The following is a 16,509-nucleotide window of genomic DNA, read 5'->3' on the forward strand; positions in this document are numbered from 1 at the left end:
CGCAGGTTGGCAGCCAACGCCGACATCACCGGTAGGTATCGACCGTTGGTCGATACAACGCGCACCCCGGCTACCCCTTGAACCGAAGCCCCACGCCGGGTTCAGTGAACAGGTAGCGCGAATCCAGCGCCGAATCGCCCAGCTTGTGGCGCAGCTTGCCCACCAGGATGCGCAGGTAATGCGTATCGTGCTGGTGGGTCGGCCCCCAGATCTCGGCCAGGATCTGCGGCTGCGTCACCACCCGGCCGGCGTTGCGCAGCAGCAGCGACAGCAACGCGTATTCCTTGCGGGTCAGCGCCACCGGTGCCCCGTCCAGGTGCACCTCGCGCCGGACCAGGTCGATATGCAGGTGGCCGTCGTCGAACTGCGGCAGCACCCCGTCGGCCGACACCGTGCGCGTGCGCAGCAGCGCACGCACCCGCGCCATCAGTTCCTGGGTGCCGAACGGCTTGGTCACGTAGTCGTTGGCGCCGTTGTCCAGCGCCAGCACCTTCTCGGTTTCGCTGGCGCGCACGGTCAGCATGATCACCGGCACCTGGCTCCACTGGCGCAGCTCGGCCAGCACCTGGTGGCCCTCCATGTCCGGCAGGCCGATGTCCAGGATCACCAGGTCGGCGCCTTCGCCGACCAGCTGCTCCAGCCCGTCCTGCCCGGTCGCCGCCTGCAGCACGCGGTAGCCCTGCGCGCGCAGGCTGATGTCGAGGAAGCGGCGGATCTGCGCTTCGTCGTCGATCACCAGCACGCGGGCCGGCGGCACACCATGGGAGGGGTCAGGATTCGTCGGGGTCATCGGCAGGGTGGGGTTGCAGCAGGGGCAGCGTGATGCGGATCAGGGTACCGCGTCCGTCGCGGCCCGGCAGCGCCTGCACGCTGCCGCCGTGCGCCCCGATCATGCCCTGGGTGATGGTCAGTCCCAGCCCGGTGCCATGCCGGCCGCGGTCGCCGCGTTCCACGCTGTAGAACATGTCGAAGATGCGCGCGCGTTCGTCGTCGGGAATGCCGGGGCCGGCGTCGAGCACATCGATGCGCAGTGCGCCGTCCACCCGCCGCGCCTGCACCTCCACCGCCGCGCCGGGCGGGGAGAACTTGGCCGCATTTTCCATCACGTTGAACACCGCCTGTTCGACCAGGGCCGGGTGCACCCATATCGGCCCCAGCGAGCTGGGAATATCCAGCTGCAACCGCACGTCCGGCTGGTAGCGCTGCAGGCGGCGCGCCGCCGAGCCCACCAGCTCGTCCACGCCGATCCAGTCGCGGTTGATCTGCAGCCCTTCGTGCCCGAGCCGGGTCATGTCCAGCAGGTTCTGGATGTAGCGATCCAGCCGCTCGCCCTCCACCAGGATCGTGTCGAGCAGTGCGCGGCGGTCGCTGGCGTCCATCGCATCGGCGTAACTGGACAGGCTGTCGGCCGAACCGATCATCGCCGCCAGCGGCGAACGCAGGTCGTGCGACACCGACGACAGCAGTGCCGAACGCAGGCGTTCGGTTTCGTTGCTCACGTGTGCCTTTTCCAGGTCGGCCACCAGCCGGGTGCGCAGCGCGGCCTGGGCGATGTCGTCCACCATCGCCTCGGCCAGCTGGCGCTGCTCCGGGGTCAGGCGCGGGGCGTTGCGCGGGAAGCGCATGCCGGCCACGCCGATGGCGCGCTCGTCGCCATCCAGCAGCGGCAGGAACCACCATTCCGCACCCGCCAGCGTGTCGGTGAAGCGGCCGCTGGGCTGGCCGTGGCGGTGCGCCCAGTCGGCCGCCGCCAGGTCGGTGTCGCCCGGCGCGGCACTGCCGCTGGTGCTGGTGTCGGCACCGATGCGCAACCACGCGGGCGCATCCAGCGCCTGCTCCAGCGCCTCGCGCCCGGCCTGCGCCACCGCTTCGTTGTTGGGGGCGCGGGTCAGCTGGCCCCCCAGCACCTGGCGCGCGTTCGCGTGCCGGTTGGCCGCGCGCAGCGCCACCACCTGCATGCGCAGGCGCGAGGCCAGGCGCCCGGCCACCAAGGCTGCCACCAGGAACAGGAACACGGTGATCACGCCCTGGCGCGCGCTGATCGCAAAAGTGAAGCGCGGCGCGATGAAGAAGAAGTTGTAGGCCAGGAAGCACAGCGCCGCCGCCATCACCGCCGCACTGGTACGGCTGCGCGCCGCCACCACCACCACCGCCACGATGAACACCATCGACAGGTCGTACAGCCCCACCCAGCGCTCGGCGACCAGCGCTACCAGGCACGCCAGTGCGGTGGCGGTCAGTGCCAGCAGCGTGTCACGGCCGGTACTCAGCGTGGGCATCGACAGTCCGTGCCGGCGCGCATGCGCGCGCGCCTGCGGGGTGCCGATGATGGTGATCTCGTAGTGCGCCCCGCGCTGGATCAGCTGCTGGGTCAGGGTGCGGTTGAGCATGCGCGCGAACGGCCGCTCCCGGGTACGTCCCAGCACCAGCGTGGAGACGCTGTTGTGTGCGGCATGGTCCAGCAGCGCGTCGGCAATGCTGGGCCCATGCAGCAGCTCGGCCTCGCCGCCCAGCCGCCGCGCCAGCGCGAAGGCCGCATCGATCTCGCGGCGGGTGCTGTCGTCTTCGCGGCGGCGCTGCACCGTCACCACCGTCCAGGGCGCATCGCGGCGCTCGGCGATGCGCCGGCCCACGCGCACCAGGTACTCGCTCTGGCCGCCGCCGTCGATGGCCACCAGCACCCGCCGCCGCAGCGGCAGGTTGCCCTCGCCGCGGGCGGCCCGCGTTTCGCGCAGACTGGTGTCGACCCGGTCGGCCGCTTCCTGCATGGCCAGCTCGCGCAGCGCGGTCAGGTTGGCCGGCGAGAAGAACGCCTGCAGGGCCTGCGCAGCCTGCTCGGGCACGTACACCTTGCCCTGCTGCAGCCGCTCGATCAGCTCGCGCGGCGGCAGGTCCACCAGCACGATGTCGTGCAGCCGGTCCAGTACCGCATCGGGCACGGTCTCGCTGACCCGCACCCCGGTGATGCGCATCACCACGTCGTTGAGGCTTTCCAGGTGCTGGATGTTGAGCGTGGTCCAGACGTCGATGCCGGCGTCCAGCAGCTCCATCACATCCTGCCAGCGGCGTTCATGGCGGCTACCCGGCACGTTGCGGTGGGCCAGCTCATCCACCAGCACCAGCGCCGGGCGGCGGGCCAGCACCGCATCCAGGTCCATTTCCTGCAGCGCATGCTGCTGGTACTCGCGCTGCAGCAGCGGCACCTGCGGCAGGCCCTCCAGCAGCGCCGACGTGTCGGCGCGGCCGTGGGTTTCCACCAGCCCCACCACCACGTCCACGCCCCGGCGCAGCTGCTCCTGCGCGCGGCCCAGCATGCTGTAGGTCTTGCCCACGCCCGGGGCGGCGCCCAGGAATACGGTGAGCTTGCCGCCGGCCTCGCGCTGCAGGCTTTCCACCAGTGCGTCGGCCTGTCGGGTGCGGGAGTCGGTCATGGGGGCAGAGTGTGCGCCGTTCGGTGGCAAGGCGACATCATCGCGCAGTCGTCTCCGCCGCGCCGGTTACCGCCTTGTTGTGCTTCAACCCGTCCAAGGCAAGGTTCAACGTCATCACGTTCACCCGGGGCTGGCCGAACACGCCCCACTGTGGGCCCTGCGTATGCGCCTGCACCAGCGCCTGCACCTGCTCCACGCCCAGCCCGCGGTTGCCCGCCACCCGCTTGACCTGCACGGACGCGGCGGCCGGCGACAGCTCCGGGTCCATGCCCGCGCCGGACTGGGTCACAAGATCACCGGGCACGTCGTCCACGGCAATGCCTTCGCGCGCTGCCACGGTCCGGGTCGCCTCGGCGACGCGTTCCTGCAGGACAGGGTTGCTGCGCGCCAGGTTGCTGCCGGCGGCGGCCATCGGGTCGTAGTTGGCCGCCGACGGGCGCGCCTGGAAATAACCGTCGCCCACGAACGGCTGTGCCACCAGGCGCGAGCCGCGCACCTGGTGGTCGTCCAGCAGCAGGCTGCCTTCGGCCTGCACGGGGAACAACGCGGCACTGACGCCGGTGGTGGCCACGGCATACGCCAGGCCGAGCAGCAGCAGGCTGGCTACGCCCAGGCCGAGGGCCGGGCGCAGCGCACCGCTGTGCTGCAGTGACACCGGAGTGGCGGCGCGCGCACGCGCCGGGCGGGAAAGCGAAGCAGCAGCGGAGCGGTTCATGCGCCAAATACCGAGAAGAGGAAGAGGTCGATCAGCTTGATGGCCGCGAACGGCAGCAGCACGCCACCCAGCCCGTACACCAGCATGTTCCGGCGCAGCAGCGCGGTGGCCGTGGCCGGGCGGAAGCGCACGCCACGCAGGGCGAGCGGAATCAGTGCCGGAATCACCAGGGCGTTGAAGATCAGCGCCGCCAGCACCGCGTTGCGTGGGCTGGACAGGTGCATCACGTTCAACGTGGCCATCGCCGGCAGCGTCGCGGCGAACAGCGCCGGCAGGATCGCGAAGTACTTGGAGACGTCGTTGGCCAGCGAGAACGTGGTCAGCGCACCGCGCGTGATCAGCTGCTGCTTGCCCACTTCCACCACCGCCAGCAGCTTGGTCGGGTCCGAATCCAGGTCCACCATGTTGCCGGCTTCCTTGGCCGCCTGCGTGCCGGAGTTCATCGCCAGGCCGATGTCGGCCTGGGCCAATGCGGGCGCGTCGTTGGTGCCATCGCCCACCATCGCCACCAGCCGTCCACCGGCCTGCTCGGCGCGGATCCGGGCCAGCTTGTCTTCCGGGCGCGCTTCGGCGATGTAATCGTCGACGCCGGCCTCGGCGGCAATCGCCGCAGCCGTGAGCGGGTTGTCGCCGGTGATCATCACCGTGCGGATGCCCATCGCGCGCAGCTGGGCGAACTTCTCGCGCATGCCGTGCTTGACCACGTCGCTCAGTTCGATCACGCCCAGGATGTAGCGGCCCTCGCACACCACCAGTGGCGTGGCGCCGTTGCGCGCTACCTGTTCCACGCGTCCGGCCAGCTCGGCCGGTACCGTGCCACCCAGCTCACGCACGTAGGCGGTGATCGCGTCCGACGCGCCCTTGCGGATGCGTCGGCCACCCTCCAGGTCCACGCCGGACATGCGGGTCTGCGCGCTGAATGCCAGATAGTCCGCGCGGTCGGGCTCAGCGGTGCTGCAGCCCTGCTCGCGCGCCAGCCGCACCACCGATTTGCCTTCCGGGGTCGGGTCGGCCAGCGAAGAGAGCAGGGCGGCTTCGCGCAGCTGGGTCGCATCGATGCCGGCCAGCGCGTGGAACTGGGTCGCCTGGCGGTCGCCGTGGGTGATGGTGCCGGTCTTGTCCAGCAGCAGCACGTCCACATCGCCGGCCACTTCAACCGCTTTGCCCGACTTGGCCAGGATGTTGGCGGCCAGCGCACGGTTCATGCCGGCAATGCCGATCGCCGGCAGCAAGCCGCCGATGGTGGTCGGAATCAGGCACACGAGCAGCGCGATCAGCAGCAGCGGATCCACCTGCACACCGACGAACGCGCCAATGGCCGGCAGCGTGGCCACCACCACCAGGAAGGTCAGCGTCATCGCCGCCAGCAGCAGGGTCAGCGCCACTTCATTGGGGGTCTTCTGCCGGTTGGCGCCCTCCACCAGCGCGATCATCCTGTCCAGGAAGCTGTGCCCGGGCTCGGCGGTGATCTTCACGATGATCTGGTCGGACAGCACCTTGGTGCCGCCGATCACGCCGCTGCGGTCGGTTCCGGCTTCGCGCAGCACCGGGGCCGATTCACCGGTCACCGCCGCTTCGTTGATGGTGGCCAGGCCCTGCACGATCTCGCCGTCGGCCGGCACCAGCTCGCCGGCACTGACGATCACGTGGTCGCCCGGGCGCAGCTCGGCGGCGGGCACCTGGGTTTCACTGGCACCGGCATGCGCCGCGGCCAGGCGGCGCGCGCTCAGGTCCTGCCGCGCACGCCGCAGCGACGCTGCCTGGCCACGGCCGCGCGCTTCGGCCACCGCCTCGGCGAAGTTGCCGAACAGCACGGTCAGCAGCAGGATCGCGGTCACGGCCAGGCCGAAACCCAGAGGTGCGTTGCCGGTCAGAGTCACCAGCAGGCTCACCAGCGTGCCCGCCATCACCACCGCCATCACCGGACTGTGCAGCAGGTGGCGCGGCGACAGTTTGATCACCGCATCGCGCAGCGCCCGGCGCAGGCCGGCGCCATCGAGCAGGCGCGGGCGGCGCGGAGAAGTTGCATTCAAGGGATAGGTACTCATGGTCTCGCGTCTCAGTGCAGCGTCAGCGACAGGTGGTCGGCAACCGGGCCCAGCACCAGCGCCGGCATGAACTGCAATACGGTCAGGATGACGATCAGCGCGATCAGGGTCAGCGCGAAGGTCGGCGTTTCAATCTGCAGGGTGCCGGCAGATTCCGGCGCGCGGCGCTTGGCGGCGAGCTGCGCGCAGACGATCAGCGGAATCACCAGCACCGGGTAGCGGCCCAGCAGCAGCACCAGGGTGCAGCTCAGGTTCCACCACGGCGTGGCGTCGCCCAGCCCTTCGAAGCCCGAGCCGTTGTTGGCGAACGCCGACACGTACTCGTAGAACACCTGGCTGACCCCATGGAACGCAGGATTGGAGGTGCCGGTGATCGACGGAATGGCCAGGGTGATCGCGGTGAAGGCCAGGATGGTGATCGGCTGCAGCAGGACCAGCAGCGCCAGCAGTTTCACCTGCGGGGTTTCCAGCTTGCGGCCGAGCAGCTCCGGGGTGCGCCCGGTCATCAGCCCGGCCAGGAACACGCCCAGCAGCAGGTACACGATGAACTGCTGCAGGCCGCAGCCGATGCCGCCCCAGATCGCGTTGACCAGCATGTTCACCATCGGCACCGCGCCGGCCAGCGGACTCAGCGAGTCGTGCATGCCGTTGACCGAGCCGTTGGAGACCTGGGTGGTGATGGCCGCCCACAGGCCGGTGCCGTCGGCACCGAAGCGCACTTCCTTGCCTTCCATCAGCAGCGGGCTGGCGGCGGTGGCCGAATGGCCTTCCAGCCACACCGTGGCCGCCACCGATACGCTGGACATCGCCAGCATGCAGCCGAACACCAGCCCGGCCAGGCGCTTGCGCCCGGTAAACGCGCCGAGCATTAACACCACCGCGATCGGGATCAGCAGGATGCCGATCAGCTCCAGCGCGTTGGACAGCGGGGTCGGGTTTTCCAGCGGCATGCTGCTGTTGGGGCCATACCAGCCACCGCCATTGGTGCCCAGCTGCTTGGCCGCCACCATCGCGGCCACCGGGCCCAGCGGCAGCTTCTGGGTTTCCATGCCGGCCGCGGCATCAATCGGCGTTGCCACCGGACCGGCGGCCAAGGTGGAGGGCACGCCCTGGCTGGTCAGCAGCACCGCCCACAGCAGGCACAGCGGCAGCATGAAGCGCACGCAGGCCCGCACCACGTCGGCGTAGTAGTTGCCTACGTCGATGCGCTGGTCGGCCGGTCGCGTGGCCTCCTCGGCAACGGCGTCCGGCACCTTGCCGAACAGCGCACGCAGGGTGGCCACCACCAGCGCCAGGCCCATCATCGGGGTCACCACCTGCAGGCCGGTGATCGCGGTCATCTGCGCGAAGTAGGACAGCTGCGCCTGGCCGGAATAGTGCTGCTGGTTGGTGTTGGTGAGGAACGACACCATGGTGTGCAGCGCCGTATCCCAGCGCATATTGGGAATCTGGTCGGGGTTGAACGGCAACCACGCCTGGGTCATGAACACCGCCTGCACCAGCACGGCGATCACCAGGTTGCTGAGCAGGAACGCGCCAACGTAGCCACGCCAGGACATGCCCCGGACCGGGTCAACGCCCAGCACGCGGTACAGCGGTTTTTCAATCCAGGCGAACAGCGCATCGCCGCGCATCGGCCCACCGCGCATCACCCGGGCCAGGTACAGCCCAAGTGGAAAGGCCAGCACGATGCTGGCCAGCAGGATCAACAGGATCTCGGTCATGGTCGGCTCCGGTCAGAACTTTTCGGGCGCAAGCACGACGTACAGCAGGTAGGCGGCGGCAACGAGCACCAGCACCCCGCACACCAGCGACAGCCAGGCAGGCAGGGTAGGGCTCGCCGCGGCAGCGGCGGCAACAACAGGCAAGGTCAGGCTCATGGGACGTCCAGGTGGAACCACTCCACGTCAGGGCGCCATCGTGATCCTGGCCGGCGTAAAGGCTCCACGCCCGCCAGCCCGTCAACCCATAAAAAGAGCATAAAAAAAGGTTCACCGACGCAGGTCGGCAAACCCTTGGGAAACGCCTTCAATCCGGTAGCGCCGGCCGTTGGCCGGCCCTCATGGACCTTTACCCGCGCGGATCGCTCGAAACACCCTTCAACAACCGGTACCGCTGCAGGGTCTCCTCGATCTCCACGTCCAGCGCCCGGCGCTGTTCCACATACGAGGCCTGCATGCGCTTCTGCGCCACCAGTTCGGCATGGCGCCGGCGGATGTCGTCGGCCTGCTTGGGCAGGACCGGCTGGCCGGTCAGTTCGCGGTCGCCCGCGCTGCCCAGCAGCGTCACCAGCGCATCGCGCAGGCTGGCCACGTTGTAGCTGGCGGTGTTCACGTTGTTGTCCAGGATCCCGGTGCGCTCCACGAACACCCGGCGCAGGTCGGCTTCGTTCTCATACGTGGACAGCATCGCCTGCTCGGTCCGCTTGCGGGTTTCCTCGGCGGCCAGGTCCAGCTGCGCCTGCGCCGCCGCAACGGCGGCATCGGCGCGCTCTTCCTCGGTCAGGGTGCGTTCCACGCCACCGCGGCGCAGGCCGCTGCTGACGCTGAATTCCTCGCGCGCGCTGTTCACCGCTTCCTGCGGCAGCGCGTCGCTGCAGATGCGCTCACTGCCCTTGTTCCAGCAGTACAGCTTCTTCGACCTGGCGTCGCTGCTGCTGCTTCGCTGCGCCTGTGCGGTCAGCACGGGCGCGGCCAGCAACAGGCCAAGGACGGTGAACGTGGCAATCCTGGACATGGGAGCCCCCTGCTCTCAACGCGTAGGACGGCTGCCGTAGCGGGACCGGTAGTCCTCCAGCGGCTGCCGGTATCCGACAAGTTCCGGATTTCCGGAGGCAAAATCAAGCAGGTCGCCCAACGTCGCCACCGCCACCACCGGAATGCCGGCTTCTTCGGCCACGGCCTGGGCCGCCGAACGGCGGTCCTGCTCGGACGCGATCTCCTGCCGATCCAGCGCCACCACGATGCCCGCGGGGGTACCGCCGGCCTGCTTGATGATGCCCAACGCTTCGCGGATGGCGGTGCCGGCGGTGATCACGTCGTCCACGATCAGCACGCGCTTGCCGTTCATGTCCGCACCGATCAGGTTGCCGCCCTCACCATGGGCCTTGGTCTCCTTGCGGTTGAAGCTCAGCGGCAGGTCGCGGCCGCGCTGGGCGAACTCGCAGGCGGTGGCGGTGGCCAGCGGAATGCCCTTGTAGGCCGGGCCGAACACCACATCGAACTTCAGCCCGGTGGCTTCCACCGCATCGGCGTAGCAGGCGGCCAGCTGGACCATGCGGGCGCCGGAATCGAAACGGCCGGCATTGAAGAAGTACGGGCTCAGGCGGCCCGACTTGAGGGTGAACTGGCCAAAACGCAGCGCATCGGCGGTCAGGGCCAGCTGCAGGAAACGGTGACGGTGGTCGCTCATCTGAAGCTCTATTCAATTCTCTTGGAGCGCAGATGCTAATGCATCCCCGCCAATTCAGGCTCGTGACCACCCGCCGCAGGCCCTGCAATGGCCGGATCCGGCCAGCCGATCGGCAGGGCAACCCGGTATGCTTTGGCGGTTATCGCTCCAGACCCGGGTCAGCATGCGCATCATCAGTTTCAACGCCAATGGCATCCGTTCCGCCGCCACCAAGGGCTTTCTCGAATGGTTCCGCGCCCAGGACGCCGACGTGCTGTGCATCCAGGAGACCAAGGCGCAGGAAGACCAGCTGACCGACCCGATGTTCCGCCCGGACGGCCACCACTGCTTCTACCGTGACGCAATCACCAAGAAGGGCTACAGCGGCGTGGCCATCTACAGCAAGCGCGAGCCCGACCAGGTCATCACCTCGCTGGGCTGGGCGCCGTTCGACGACGAAGGCCGCTACATCGAGGCGCGCTACGGCAACCTCAGCGTGGTCTCGTTCTATATCCCCTCCGGCAGCTCGGGCGACCTGCGCCAGGGCTTCAAGTACGAAGTGATGGAATGGCTGCGCCCGATCCTGGCGCAGTGGCTGGCCAGCGGCCGCGACTACGTGCTGTGCGGGGACTGGAACATCGTGCGCTCGGCGCTGGACATCCGGAACTGGAAATCCAACCAGAAGAACTCCGGCTGCCTGCCGCCCGAGCGCGACTGGCTCAACGGCCAGTGCGTCGACGCCGGCCAGGCGCTGGACGTCGCCGGCGGCCAGGGCTGGACCGACGCCTACCGCCTGCTGCACCCCACCGGCGAGGACTACACCTGGTGGAGCAACCGCGGCGCGGCCCGGGCCAACAACGTGGGCTGGCGCATCGACTACCAGTTCGTCAGCCCCGGCCTGCGCGACCGCCTGCGCAGCTGCTCGATCTACCGCGATGAGCGCTTCTCCGACCATGCCCCGTTCACGGTGGACTACGCCCCATGAGTGAAACGGGAGCGGCAGTGACCTACAAAGGGCTGGCGGGGATCAAGCGTGCCTTCGGCACCCCCTCGGCGCTGACCATGGCCTTTCTCGGCTTCGGCAGCGGCCTCCCGTTCCTGCTGATCGCCTCGCAGACCCTGTCCACGCGCCTGCGCGATGTCGGGCTGGACCTTGGCAGCATCGGCCTGATCAGCCTGGCGAGCTTCTTTTATCTTCTGAAGTTCATCTGGGCGCCCCTGATCGATCGTTACGCTTTTCCCCTGATCAGCTTCCTCGGCCGTCGCCGCTCATGGCTGCTGGCCTCGCAGATAGGGGTGACCGGCGGGTTGTTCGCGCTGGCCTTCGTCCGCCCCGAGCTGGGTGTCACCCCGTTGGTCCTGTGGGTGCTGGTAGCGTCGTTCGCCGGCGCCACGCAGGACTCGGTGGTCGATGCCTACCGTATCGAGATCGCTCCAGAAAGTGCCCAGGCCGCACTGGCCGCCACCTACACCCTGGGGTACCGCATCGGCCTGATCCTGGCCGGCGCGGGCGCCTTGTACCTGGCCCAGTTCGAAGGCTGGATCGTGGCGTACCTGGCGATGGCCTCGCTGATGATCGTGCCGATCATCACCACGTTGCTGTGCCGCGAGCCGGCGCAGCCGGAGGTTCGCATCCAGCGTCGGATCGACTTCTTCGGCGCGTTCTGGCAGCCCATCGCCAGCTTCTTCACTACCAATGGCGTGGTCCTGGCGCTGGTACTGCTCGCCTTCGTCGGGCTGTACAAATTCCCGGACCAGGTGATCGGCGTGATGGCCGGTCCGTTCTACCTGGATTCGGGCTTCACCAAGGCCGACATCGCTACCGTGTCCAAACTGTTCGGGGTCTGGATGGGTATTGGCGGGGCCTTCCTGGGCGGCATCGCCGTGGCCGCGTTCGGCTTCCGCCGCATGCTCCTGGTCGCGGCACTGGGGGTGGCCCTGTCGAACCTCGCCTTCCTGCTGATGGCGCACAACCCGGGCCAGCTCTGGGCGTTCTACGCCGCACTGAGCGCGGACAACCTGTTCCAGGGCTTTGCCGGCACCGTACTGGTGGCCTTCATGTCGTCGCTGACCGACCGCAACTTCACTGCCACCCAGTACGCCCTGCTGGTTTCGCTGGCCAACCTGCCGGGCAAGTTCGTCGGCGGTGCCTCCGGCTACATCGTTGAAGCCAGCTCCTACAGCACCTTCTTCATCCTCAGCGCCACCACGGTGATCCCGACGTTGCTGCTGCTGACCTGGCTGTGGCCCCGCATTCGCGACCGGAGCAGCGCCTGAGCCGTTCGGCCTCACGGTGTACGGTTGCCCGCCAGCCCCAGCTGGGCCATGATCAACGCCGTTGTACCGTGGGGGCGGTGCGTTGCCATCGGGGGAAAACACATGGCTGACCTAGTGCTGCGCGACCTGGATCCGCTGCTCAGCGAGCGCATCCGCCGGGTGGCGGTCGCGCGCGGCTGGACCCGTGAGCACACCTGCGTGGTCCTGCTGGAACAGGGCCTGTTCGCCAGTGAACTGGAAGTCCGCAGCGGCTTCCACGACCCCGAAGTGAATGCCCTGGCCGACGCGATCGCGGCGCTGCAGGCGCTGCCGGACGTAAAGGCGTTCTAGCCAGCACCCATCACGCGGGGTGAATCGCCCCCAGGATCCGCGGCCCACGCGCCCCGGTCACGCTGGGCAGGTTGCCCGGCAAACCCTGCAGCGTCCGGTGCGCCAACCACGCAAACCCCATCGCCTCCAGGTAGTCCGGGTCCAGCCCGTGCACCGCACTGGATTCGACCACCACCCCGGGCAATCGCGCGCTGAGCCGCCGCAGCAGCTGCGCGTTGCGCACCCCGCCGCCGCACACCAGCACGCGGCCGGCGTCCGGCAGGTGGGTCAGCAGGGCGTCTGCCACCGTCGCCACCGTCAACTCCAGCAGGGTCGCCTGCACATCGGCCGGCGCGCGCTGCCGCTCGCCCAGTGCCGCCTCGGCCCACGCCAGATGGAACTGCTCGCGACCGGTGCTCTTCGGCGGCGGCAGCGCGAACCACGGATCGGCCTGCCAGCGCGCCAGCAGGTCCCCATCCACCTGGCCACTGGCCGCAAACGCGCCGTCGGCATCGAAGGGAACCCCGCGATGCCGCTCGCACCATGCATCCATCAGCGCATTGGCCGGACCGGTATCGAAGCCGCGTGGCGTGCCCTCGCGCGGAATCAGGGTCAGGTTGGCAATCCCGCCCAGGTTCAATACCGCCCGGTCTTCATCGGCCGTGCCCAGCATCGCCAGGTGGAAGGCCGGCATCAGTGGCGCCCCATGGCCGCCGGCGGCCACATCGCGGCGGCGGAAATCGGCCACGGTGGTGATGCCCGTCAGTTCTGCAATGCGGTTCGCATCGCCCAGCTGGCAGGTAAAGGCCGGGTCGGCCAGTGGCCGATGGCGCACCGTCTGCCCGTGCGAGCCGATCGCCCGCACCTGCGTCGGGTCCAGCCCGGTTTCCTGCAGCAGGCGGTTGGCCGCAGCGGCGAAGGCAATGCCGATCTGCGCATCTATCCGCCCCAGCGTATCCAGTGAGCCCAGCTCGCCGCCTTCGCCCAGCGCCACCAGCTCGGCGCGCGTGGCCGGATCCCAGGCATGGGTCAGGCCCTGCACGAAGCGGCAACCGCCCTCCGCCGGGAACTGCACCAGCGCGGCATCGATGCCATCGGCGCTGGTGCCCGACATCAGGCCCAGGTAGAGCGGGGTAGTGGGATCAGCTGCGGTCATGGCCAGGCGCTTGAACAGGGTGCGTGCAGCTTCCGCGCAACCTGTCGTCGCCGTCAATGCGCGCGCCATGGCGGCGCGCGCTGCAGGGGAACGCGATCAGCCGCGGTTGCCCTTGCCGGGCTTGGCAGTGCTGGCCGTCGTGGTGGCGGCCGCATCGGCGCCCGGCGCCGGGCTGGCGTCGGCGTAGATCAGCTTCTCCATGCCCTGGATGCGCGCCAGCGCGGGGGCGGTCTGGGCGCGGAAGGCGACCAGCTCGCTGCCCTTCAGCGGCTCCGGCGGCGGCATCGTCACCGACAGCGGATTGCGGTGCACGCCATTGACGCGGAATTCGTAGTGCAGGTGCGGCCCGGTGGCCAGGCCGGTCGAACCGACGTAGCCGATCACCGTGCCCTGTTCCACGCGCTGCCCGGTCTTGATCTTGCCGAACCGCGACATGTGCCCGTACAGGGTGGTGTGGCCACGGCCATGGTCCAGGATCACCACGTTGCCGTAGCCGCGCTGGGTGCCGGCGAACTGCACGCGCGCGTCGCCGGCGGCCATGATCGGCGTACCCGTGCGTGCGGCGTAGTCCACGCCCTTGTGCATGCGCATCTTGCCCAGCACCGGGTGCTTGCGCGCACCGAAGGTGGAGCTGAGGCGGGCGAACGGAATCGGCATGCGGATGAAGCTCTTCTTCAGCGGGCGGCCGCTCACGTCGAAGTACTCGGACTTGCCGTTGCGGTCGAAGCGGAAGCCGCTGTAGGTCTTGCCGCCCGAAGTGAAGGTCGCGGCCAGGATCTTGCTGGTGTCCACCTTCTCGCCTTCGCGCCAGGTTTCATCCATCACCACGCTGAAGCGATCGCCCGGCTGCAGGTCCTTGGAGAAGTCGATGTCGTACTTGAAGATCTCGTCGGTCATCGTCGCGATCGCCGACGGCGACAGCCCGGCCTTGCGCGCCGCCGCATACAGCGAACTGGTGATCTCGCCGCTGGTCACCACCCGGCGGGTGGAGCTCTCGCGCTTGCTCACCTTCTCGGTGATCTTGCCGTCGTTGAGGCTCAGCTCCACGCGGTTGTCGCTGTCGCGGTCATAGCGGATCGTGCGCAGCTCGCCGGAGAGCGGCAGGTCGAAGCCGATTTCCGTGCCGGGGCGCAGCTTGACCAGCGAATCGCGCACGCCGGGGTGGTCCAGCACCTGGTGCATCACCGTGGCCGGAATGCCGGCTTCGTCGAACAGGTCGCTCAGGGTCTGGCCGCGCTGCACGCGCAGTACCTGCCAGCTGTCGCCCGGCACCTGCTTGATGCGCTCCTGCGACAGCGGCGGCAAGGGCAGGGCGAGGGTGGAATGACTGACCGCGTAGGGCGTTTCGATGGTGTGCGAGAAGCCCGGCACGATCGTGGCCACCAGCGCGCCGATGGTGGCGAACAGGCTGGCATGCATCCAGTGGCGGCGGGTCCAGCGTTCGTTGAACGCCGCGGGAAGATGCTGGCGGAGCCTACGATGCAGGGCCGTGTCGTGAAGGACGTGAAGGCGTTCCTTGAAGCGCTGCTTGCGCGCGCGGCCTTGATCGGTATTCAGCATTGTTGTCGTGTTCCTGGCTGACCCGGATCGCGGGCCCAAACGTCGGTAACATAGACAGGTATAAATATCGCGTCAAACCCTTGTGCCTATTGGCTTTTGTGAAGCGCTTGCGGTTAACTTGTACTTAACGTCATTCATGTAAATAAGGCATTGCCGGGAGTTGCACGTGTCCTCGATTGAACAAGCCCTTGCCCAGCTCGGCCGTGGTGCCGACGAAATCCTCAAGATCGAGGAGCTGGCCCAGCGGCTGGAAAGCGGCCGCCCGCTGCGGGTCAAGGCCGGTTTCGACCCCACCGCCCCGGACCTGCACCTGGGTCACACCGTGCTGCTGAACAAGCTGCGCCAGTTCCAGGACCTCGGCCACCAGGTCATCTTCCTGATCGGCGACTTCACCGGCATGATCGGCGACCCCTCGGGCAAGAACGTCACCCGCAAGCCGCTCAGCAAGGACGACGTGCTGGCCAACGCGCGCACCTATGAAGAGCAGGTGTTCAAGGTGCTGGACCGCGAAAAGACCGAAGTGCGCTTCAATTCCGAGTGGTTCGGCAAGATGGGCGCGGCCGACATGATCCGCCTGGCCGGACAGCACACCGTGGCGCGCATGCTCGAGCGCGACGACTTCGCCAAGCGTTACGCCGCCCAGCAGTCCATCGCCCTGCACGAGTTCCTGTACCCGCTGGTGCAGGGCTACGACTCGGTCGCCCTGGAGGCGGACGTCGAACTGGGCGGCACCGACCAGAAGTTCAACCTGCTGATGGGCCGTGGCCTGCAGGAGCACTACGGGCAGAAGCCGCAGATCGTGCTGACCATGCCGCTGCTGGAAGGGCTGGACGGCGTGGCCAAGATGTCCAAGTCGCTCAACAACTACATTGGTATCAGCGAACCGGCGATCGACATGGTGACCAAGACCATGAAGATCGGCGACGACCTGATGTGGCGCTGGATCGAGCTGCTGTCGTTCGACATCAGCCAGGCCGAGGCGGTCAGCCTGCGCGAACAGGTGGCCGCAGGCACCCTGAACCCGCGTGAGGTCAAGCTGCGCCTGGCCCGCGAACTGACCACCCGCTTCCATGACGCCGACGCCGCCGAGCTGGCCATTGCCGGCTGGAATGCCGCCGTGACCGGGCAGGGCGACGTGACCCTGCTGCCGCTGCAGGAAGTAGCGATTCCCGCCGAAGGCCTGCGGATCGGTGCCCTGCTTACCGCTGCCGGGCTCACCCCGAGCAATTCCGAGGCGTCCCGCAAGCTCAAGGAGCGTGCGGTGAAGGTCGACGGTGCAGTGGTGGAGGACGCGCAGCAGCTGTTCGTGCCCGGCTTTGAAGGACTGTTGCAGGTCGGCAAGCGCAACTTCGCCCGTGTCCTGTTGGTGGCCGCCTAAGCGCCACAAGGGTTTCGCGCCTTCGGGCGCGGAGCCAGCATGAATGAATGCACAGAACCGTGAAAAAAAGTCATGCACCCCCTTCACAAACAGGCCGGATGGGGACATACTTTCCCTCCCCCGACGCAGGGGCCACCGCAAGGCGGCAACCGCGAAGGAACAGGACTTCAACTTCTTCGAAAGAAGGTGTTGACGGAAACGAAAAGCCTGACATAATAGGCGGCTCGCTTCGACGAAAAGACCTC

At 68.2% G+C, this 16,509-nt stretch carries 14 protein-coding genes; 4 read left to right on the forward strand and 10 right to left on the reverse strand.

The window, feature by feature from the left end; all coding sequences use genetic code 11:
* Window positions 1–70 precede the first annotated feature (70 nt).
* The 8 genes from FSZ13_RS15180 to pyrE form a co-directional block, all read right to left on the reverse strand.
* Window positions 71–790, reverse strand: coding sequence for a response regulator transcription factor (locus tag FSZ13_RS15180; protein ID WP_145481136.1), 720 nt, complete (start codon window positions 788–790; stop codon window positions 71–73).
* Complete coding sequence (locus FSZ13_RS15185; protein ID WP_145481138.1) at window positions 771–3,431, reverse strand: sensor histidine kinase; 2,661 nt, start codon at window positions 3,429–3,431, stop codon at window positions 771–773. Before FSZ13_RS15185 ends, FSZ13_RS15180 begins: the two co-directional genes overlap by 20 nt.
* 37 nt (window positions 3,432–3,468) lie before the next feature.
* Window positions 3,469–4,146: a potassium-transporting ATPase subunit KdpC gene (gene kdpC, locus FSZ13_RS15190; protein WP_145481140.1), complete on the reverse strand. Its 678-nt coding sequence runs from the start codon at window positions 4,144–4,146 to the stop codon at window positions 3,469–3,471.
* A complete protein-coding gene (gene kdpB, locus FSZ13_RS15195) occupies window positions 4,143–6,194 on the reverse strand; it encodes a potassium-transporting ATPase subunit KdpB (protein ID WP_145481142.1) in 2,052 nt (683 codons plus the stop codon). Before kdpB ends, kdpC begins: the two co-directional genes overlap by 4 nt.
* A gap of 11 nt (window positions 6,195–6,205) precedes the next feature.
* Window positions 6,206–7,918, reverse strand: coding sequence for a potassium-transporting ATPase subunit KdpA (gene kdpA, locus FSZ13_RS15200; protein WP_145481144.1), 1,713 nt, complete (start codon window positions 7,916–7,918; stop codon window positions 6,206–6,208).
* 12 nt (window positions 7,919–7,930) lie between these two features.
* Window positions 7,931–8,023 carry a potassium-transporting ATPase subunit F gene (locus FSZ13_RS15205; RefSeq protein ID WP_084739105.1) on the reverse strand — a complete coding sequence of 31 codons (93 nt, stop codon included), beginning with the start codon at window positions 8,021–8,023 and terminating at the stop codon, window positions 7,931–7,933.
* A 241-nt stretch (window positions 8,024–8,264) separates the two neighbouring features.
* The gene (locus FSZ13_RS15210) at window positions 8,265–8,930 is read right to left on the reverse strand and encodes a hypothetical protein (protein ID WP_145481146.1); all 666 of its coding nucleotides are present in this window, start codon (window positions 8,928–8,930) and stop codon (window positions 8,265–8,267) included.
* 15 nt (window positions 8,931–8,945) lie between these two features.
* Window positions 8,946–9,605 (reverse strand): orotate phosphoribosyltransferase, encoded by a 660-nt coding sequence (gene pyrE / locus FSZ13_RS15215; RefSeq protein WP_145481148.1) that lies wholly within the window; start codon window positions 9,603–9,605, stop codon window positions 8,946–8,948.
* Between the two features lie 163 nt (window positions 9,606–9,768).
* On the opposite strand from pyrE, the gene FSZ13_RS15220 reads away from it, so the two are divergent.
* The 3 genes from FSZ13_RS15220 (at window position 9,769) to FSZ13_RS15230 (ending at window position 12,191) form a co-directional block, all read left to right on the forward strand.
* On the forward strand, window positions 9,769–10,569 hold the full coding sequence (locus tag FSZ13_RS15220; protein ID WP_145481150.1) for an exodeoxyribonuclease III: 801 nt from the start codon (window positions 9,769–9,771) through the stop codon (window positions 10,567–10,569).
* Complete coding sequence (locus tag FSZ13_RS15225; protein WP_145481151.1) at window positions 10,566–11,861, forward strand: AmpG family muropeptide MFS transporter; 1,296 nt, start codon at window positions 10,566–10,568, stop codon at window positions 11,859–11,861. Before FSZ13_RS15220 ends, FSZ13_RS15225 begins: the two co-directional genes overlap by 4 nt.
* Window positions 11,862–11,963: 102 nt before the next feature.
* Window positions 11,964–12,191 (forward strand): hypothetical protein, encoded by a 228-nt coding sequence (locus tag FSZ13_RS15230; RefSeq protein WP_145481154.1) that lies wholly within the window; start codon window positions 11,964–11,966, stop codon window positions 12,189–12,191.
* A 10-nt stretch (window positions 12,192–12,201) separates the two neighbouring features.
* Here FSZ13_RS15230 and FSZ13_RS15235 read toward each other — a convergent pair whose 3' ends face one another.
* The gene (locus tag FSZ13_RS15235; RefSeq protein WP_145481156.1) at window positions 12,202–13,326 is read right to left on the reverse strand and encodes an anhydro-N-acetylmuramic acid kinase; all 1,125 of its coding nucleotides are present in this window, start codon (window positions 13,324–13,326) and stop codon (window positions 12,202–12,204) included.
* Window positions 13,327–13,422: 96 nt separating this feature from the next.
* On the reverse strand, window positions 13,423–14,886 hold the full coding sequence (locus tag FSZ13_RS15240) for a M23 family metallopeptidase (protein ID WP_145481158.1): 1,464 nt from the start codon (window positions 14,884–14,886) through the stop codon (window positions 13,423–13,425).
* Window positions 14,887–15,052: 166 nt separating this feature from the next.
* Here FSZ13_RS15240 and tyrS point away from each other — a divergent pair, with 166 nt between their 5' ends.
* Window positions 15,053–16,264, forward strand: a complete 1,212-nt coding sequence (tyrS, locus tag FSZ13_RS15245; protein ID WP_145481160.1) for a tyrosine--tRNA ligase — start codon at window positions 15,053–15,055, stop codon at window positions 16,262–16,264.
* Window positions 16,265–16,509: the final 245 nt, after the last annotated feature.

This window comes from Stenotrophomonas rhizophila, assembly GCF_007667275.1.
Taxonomy (GTDB): domain Bacteria; phylum Pseudomonadota; class Gammaproteobacteria; order Xanthomonadales; family Xanthomonadaceae; genus Stenotrophomonas; species Stenotrophomonas maltophilia_AE.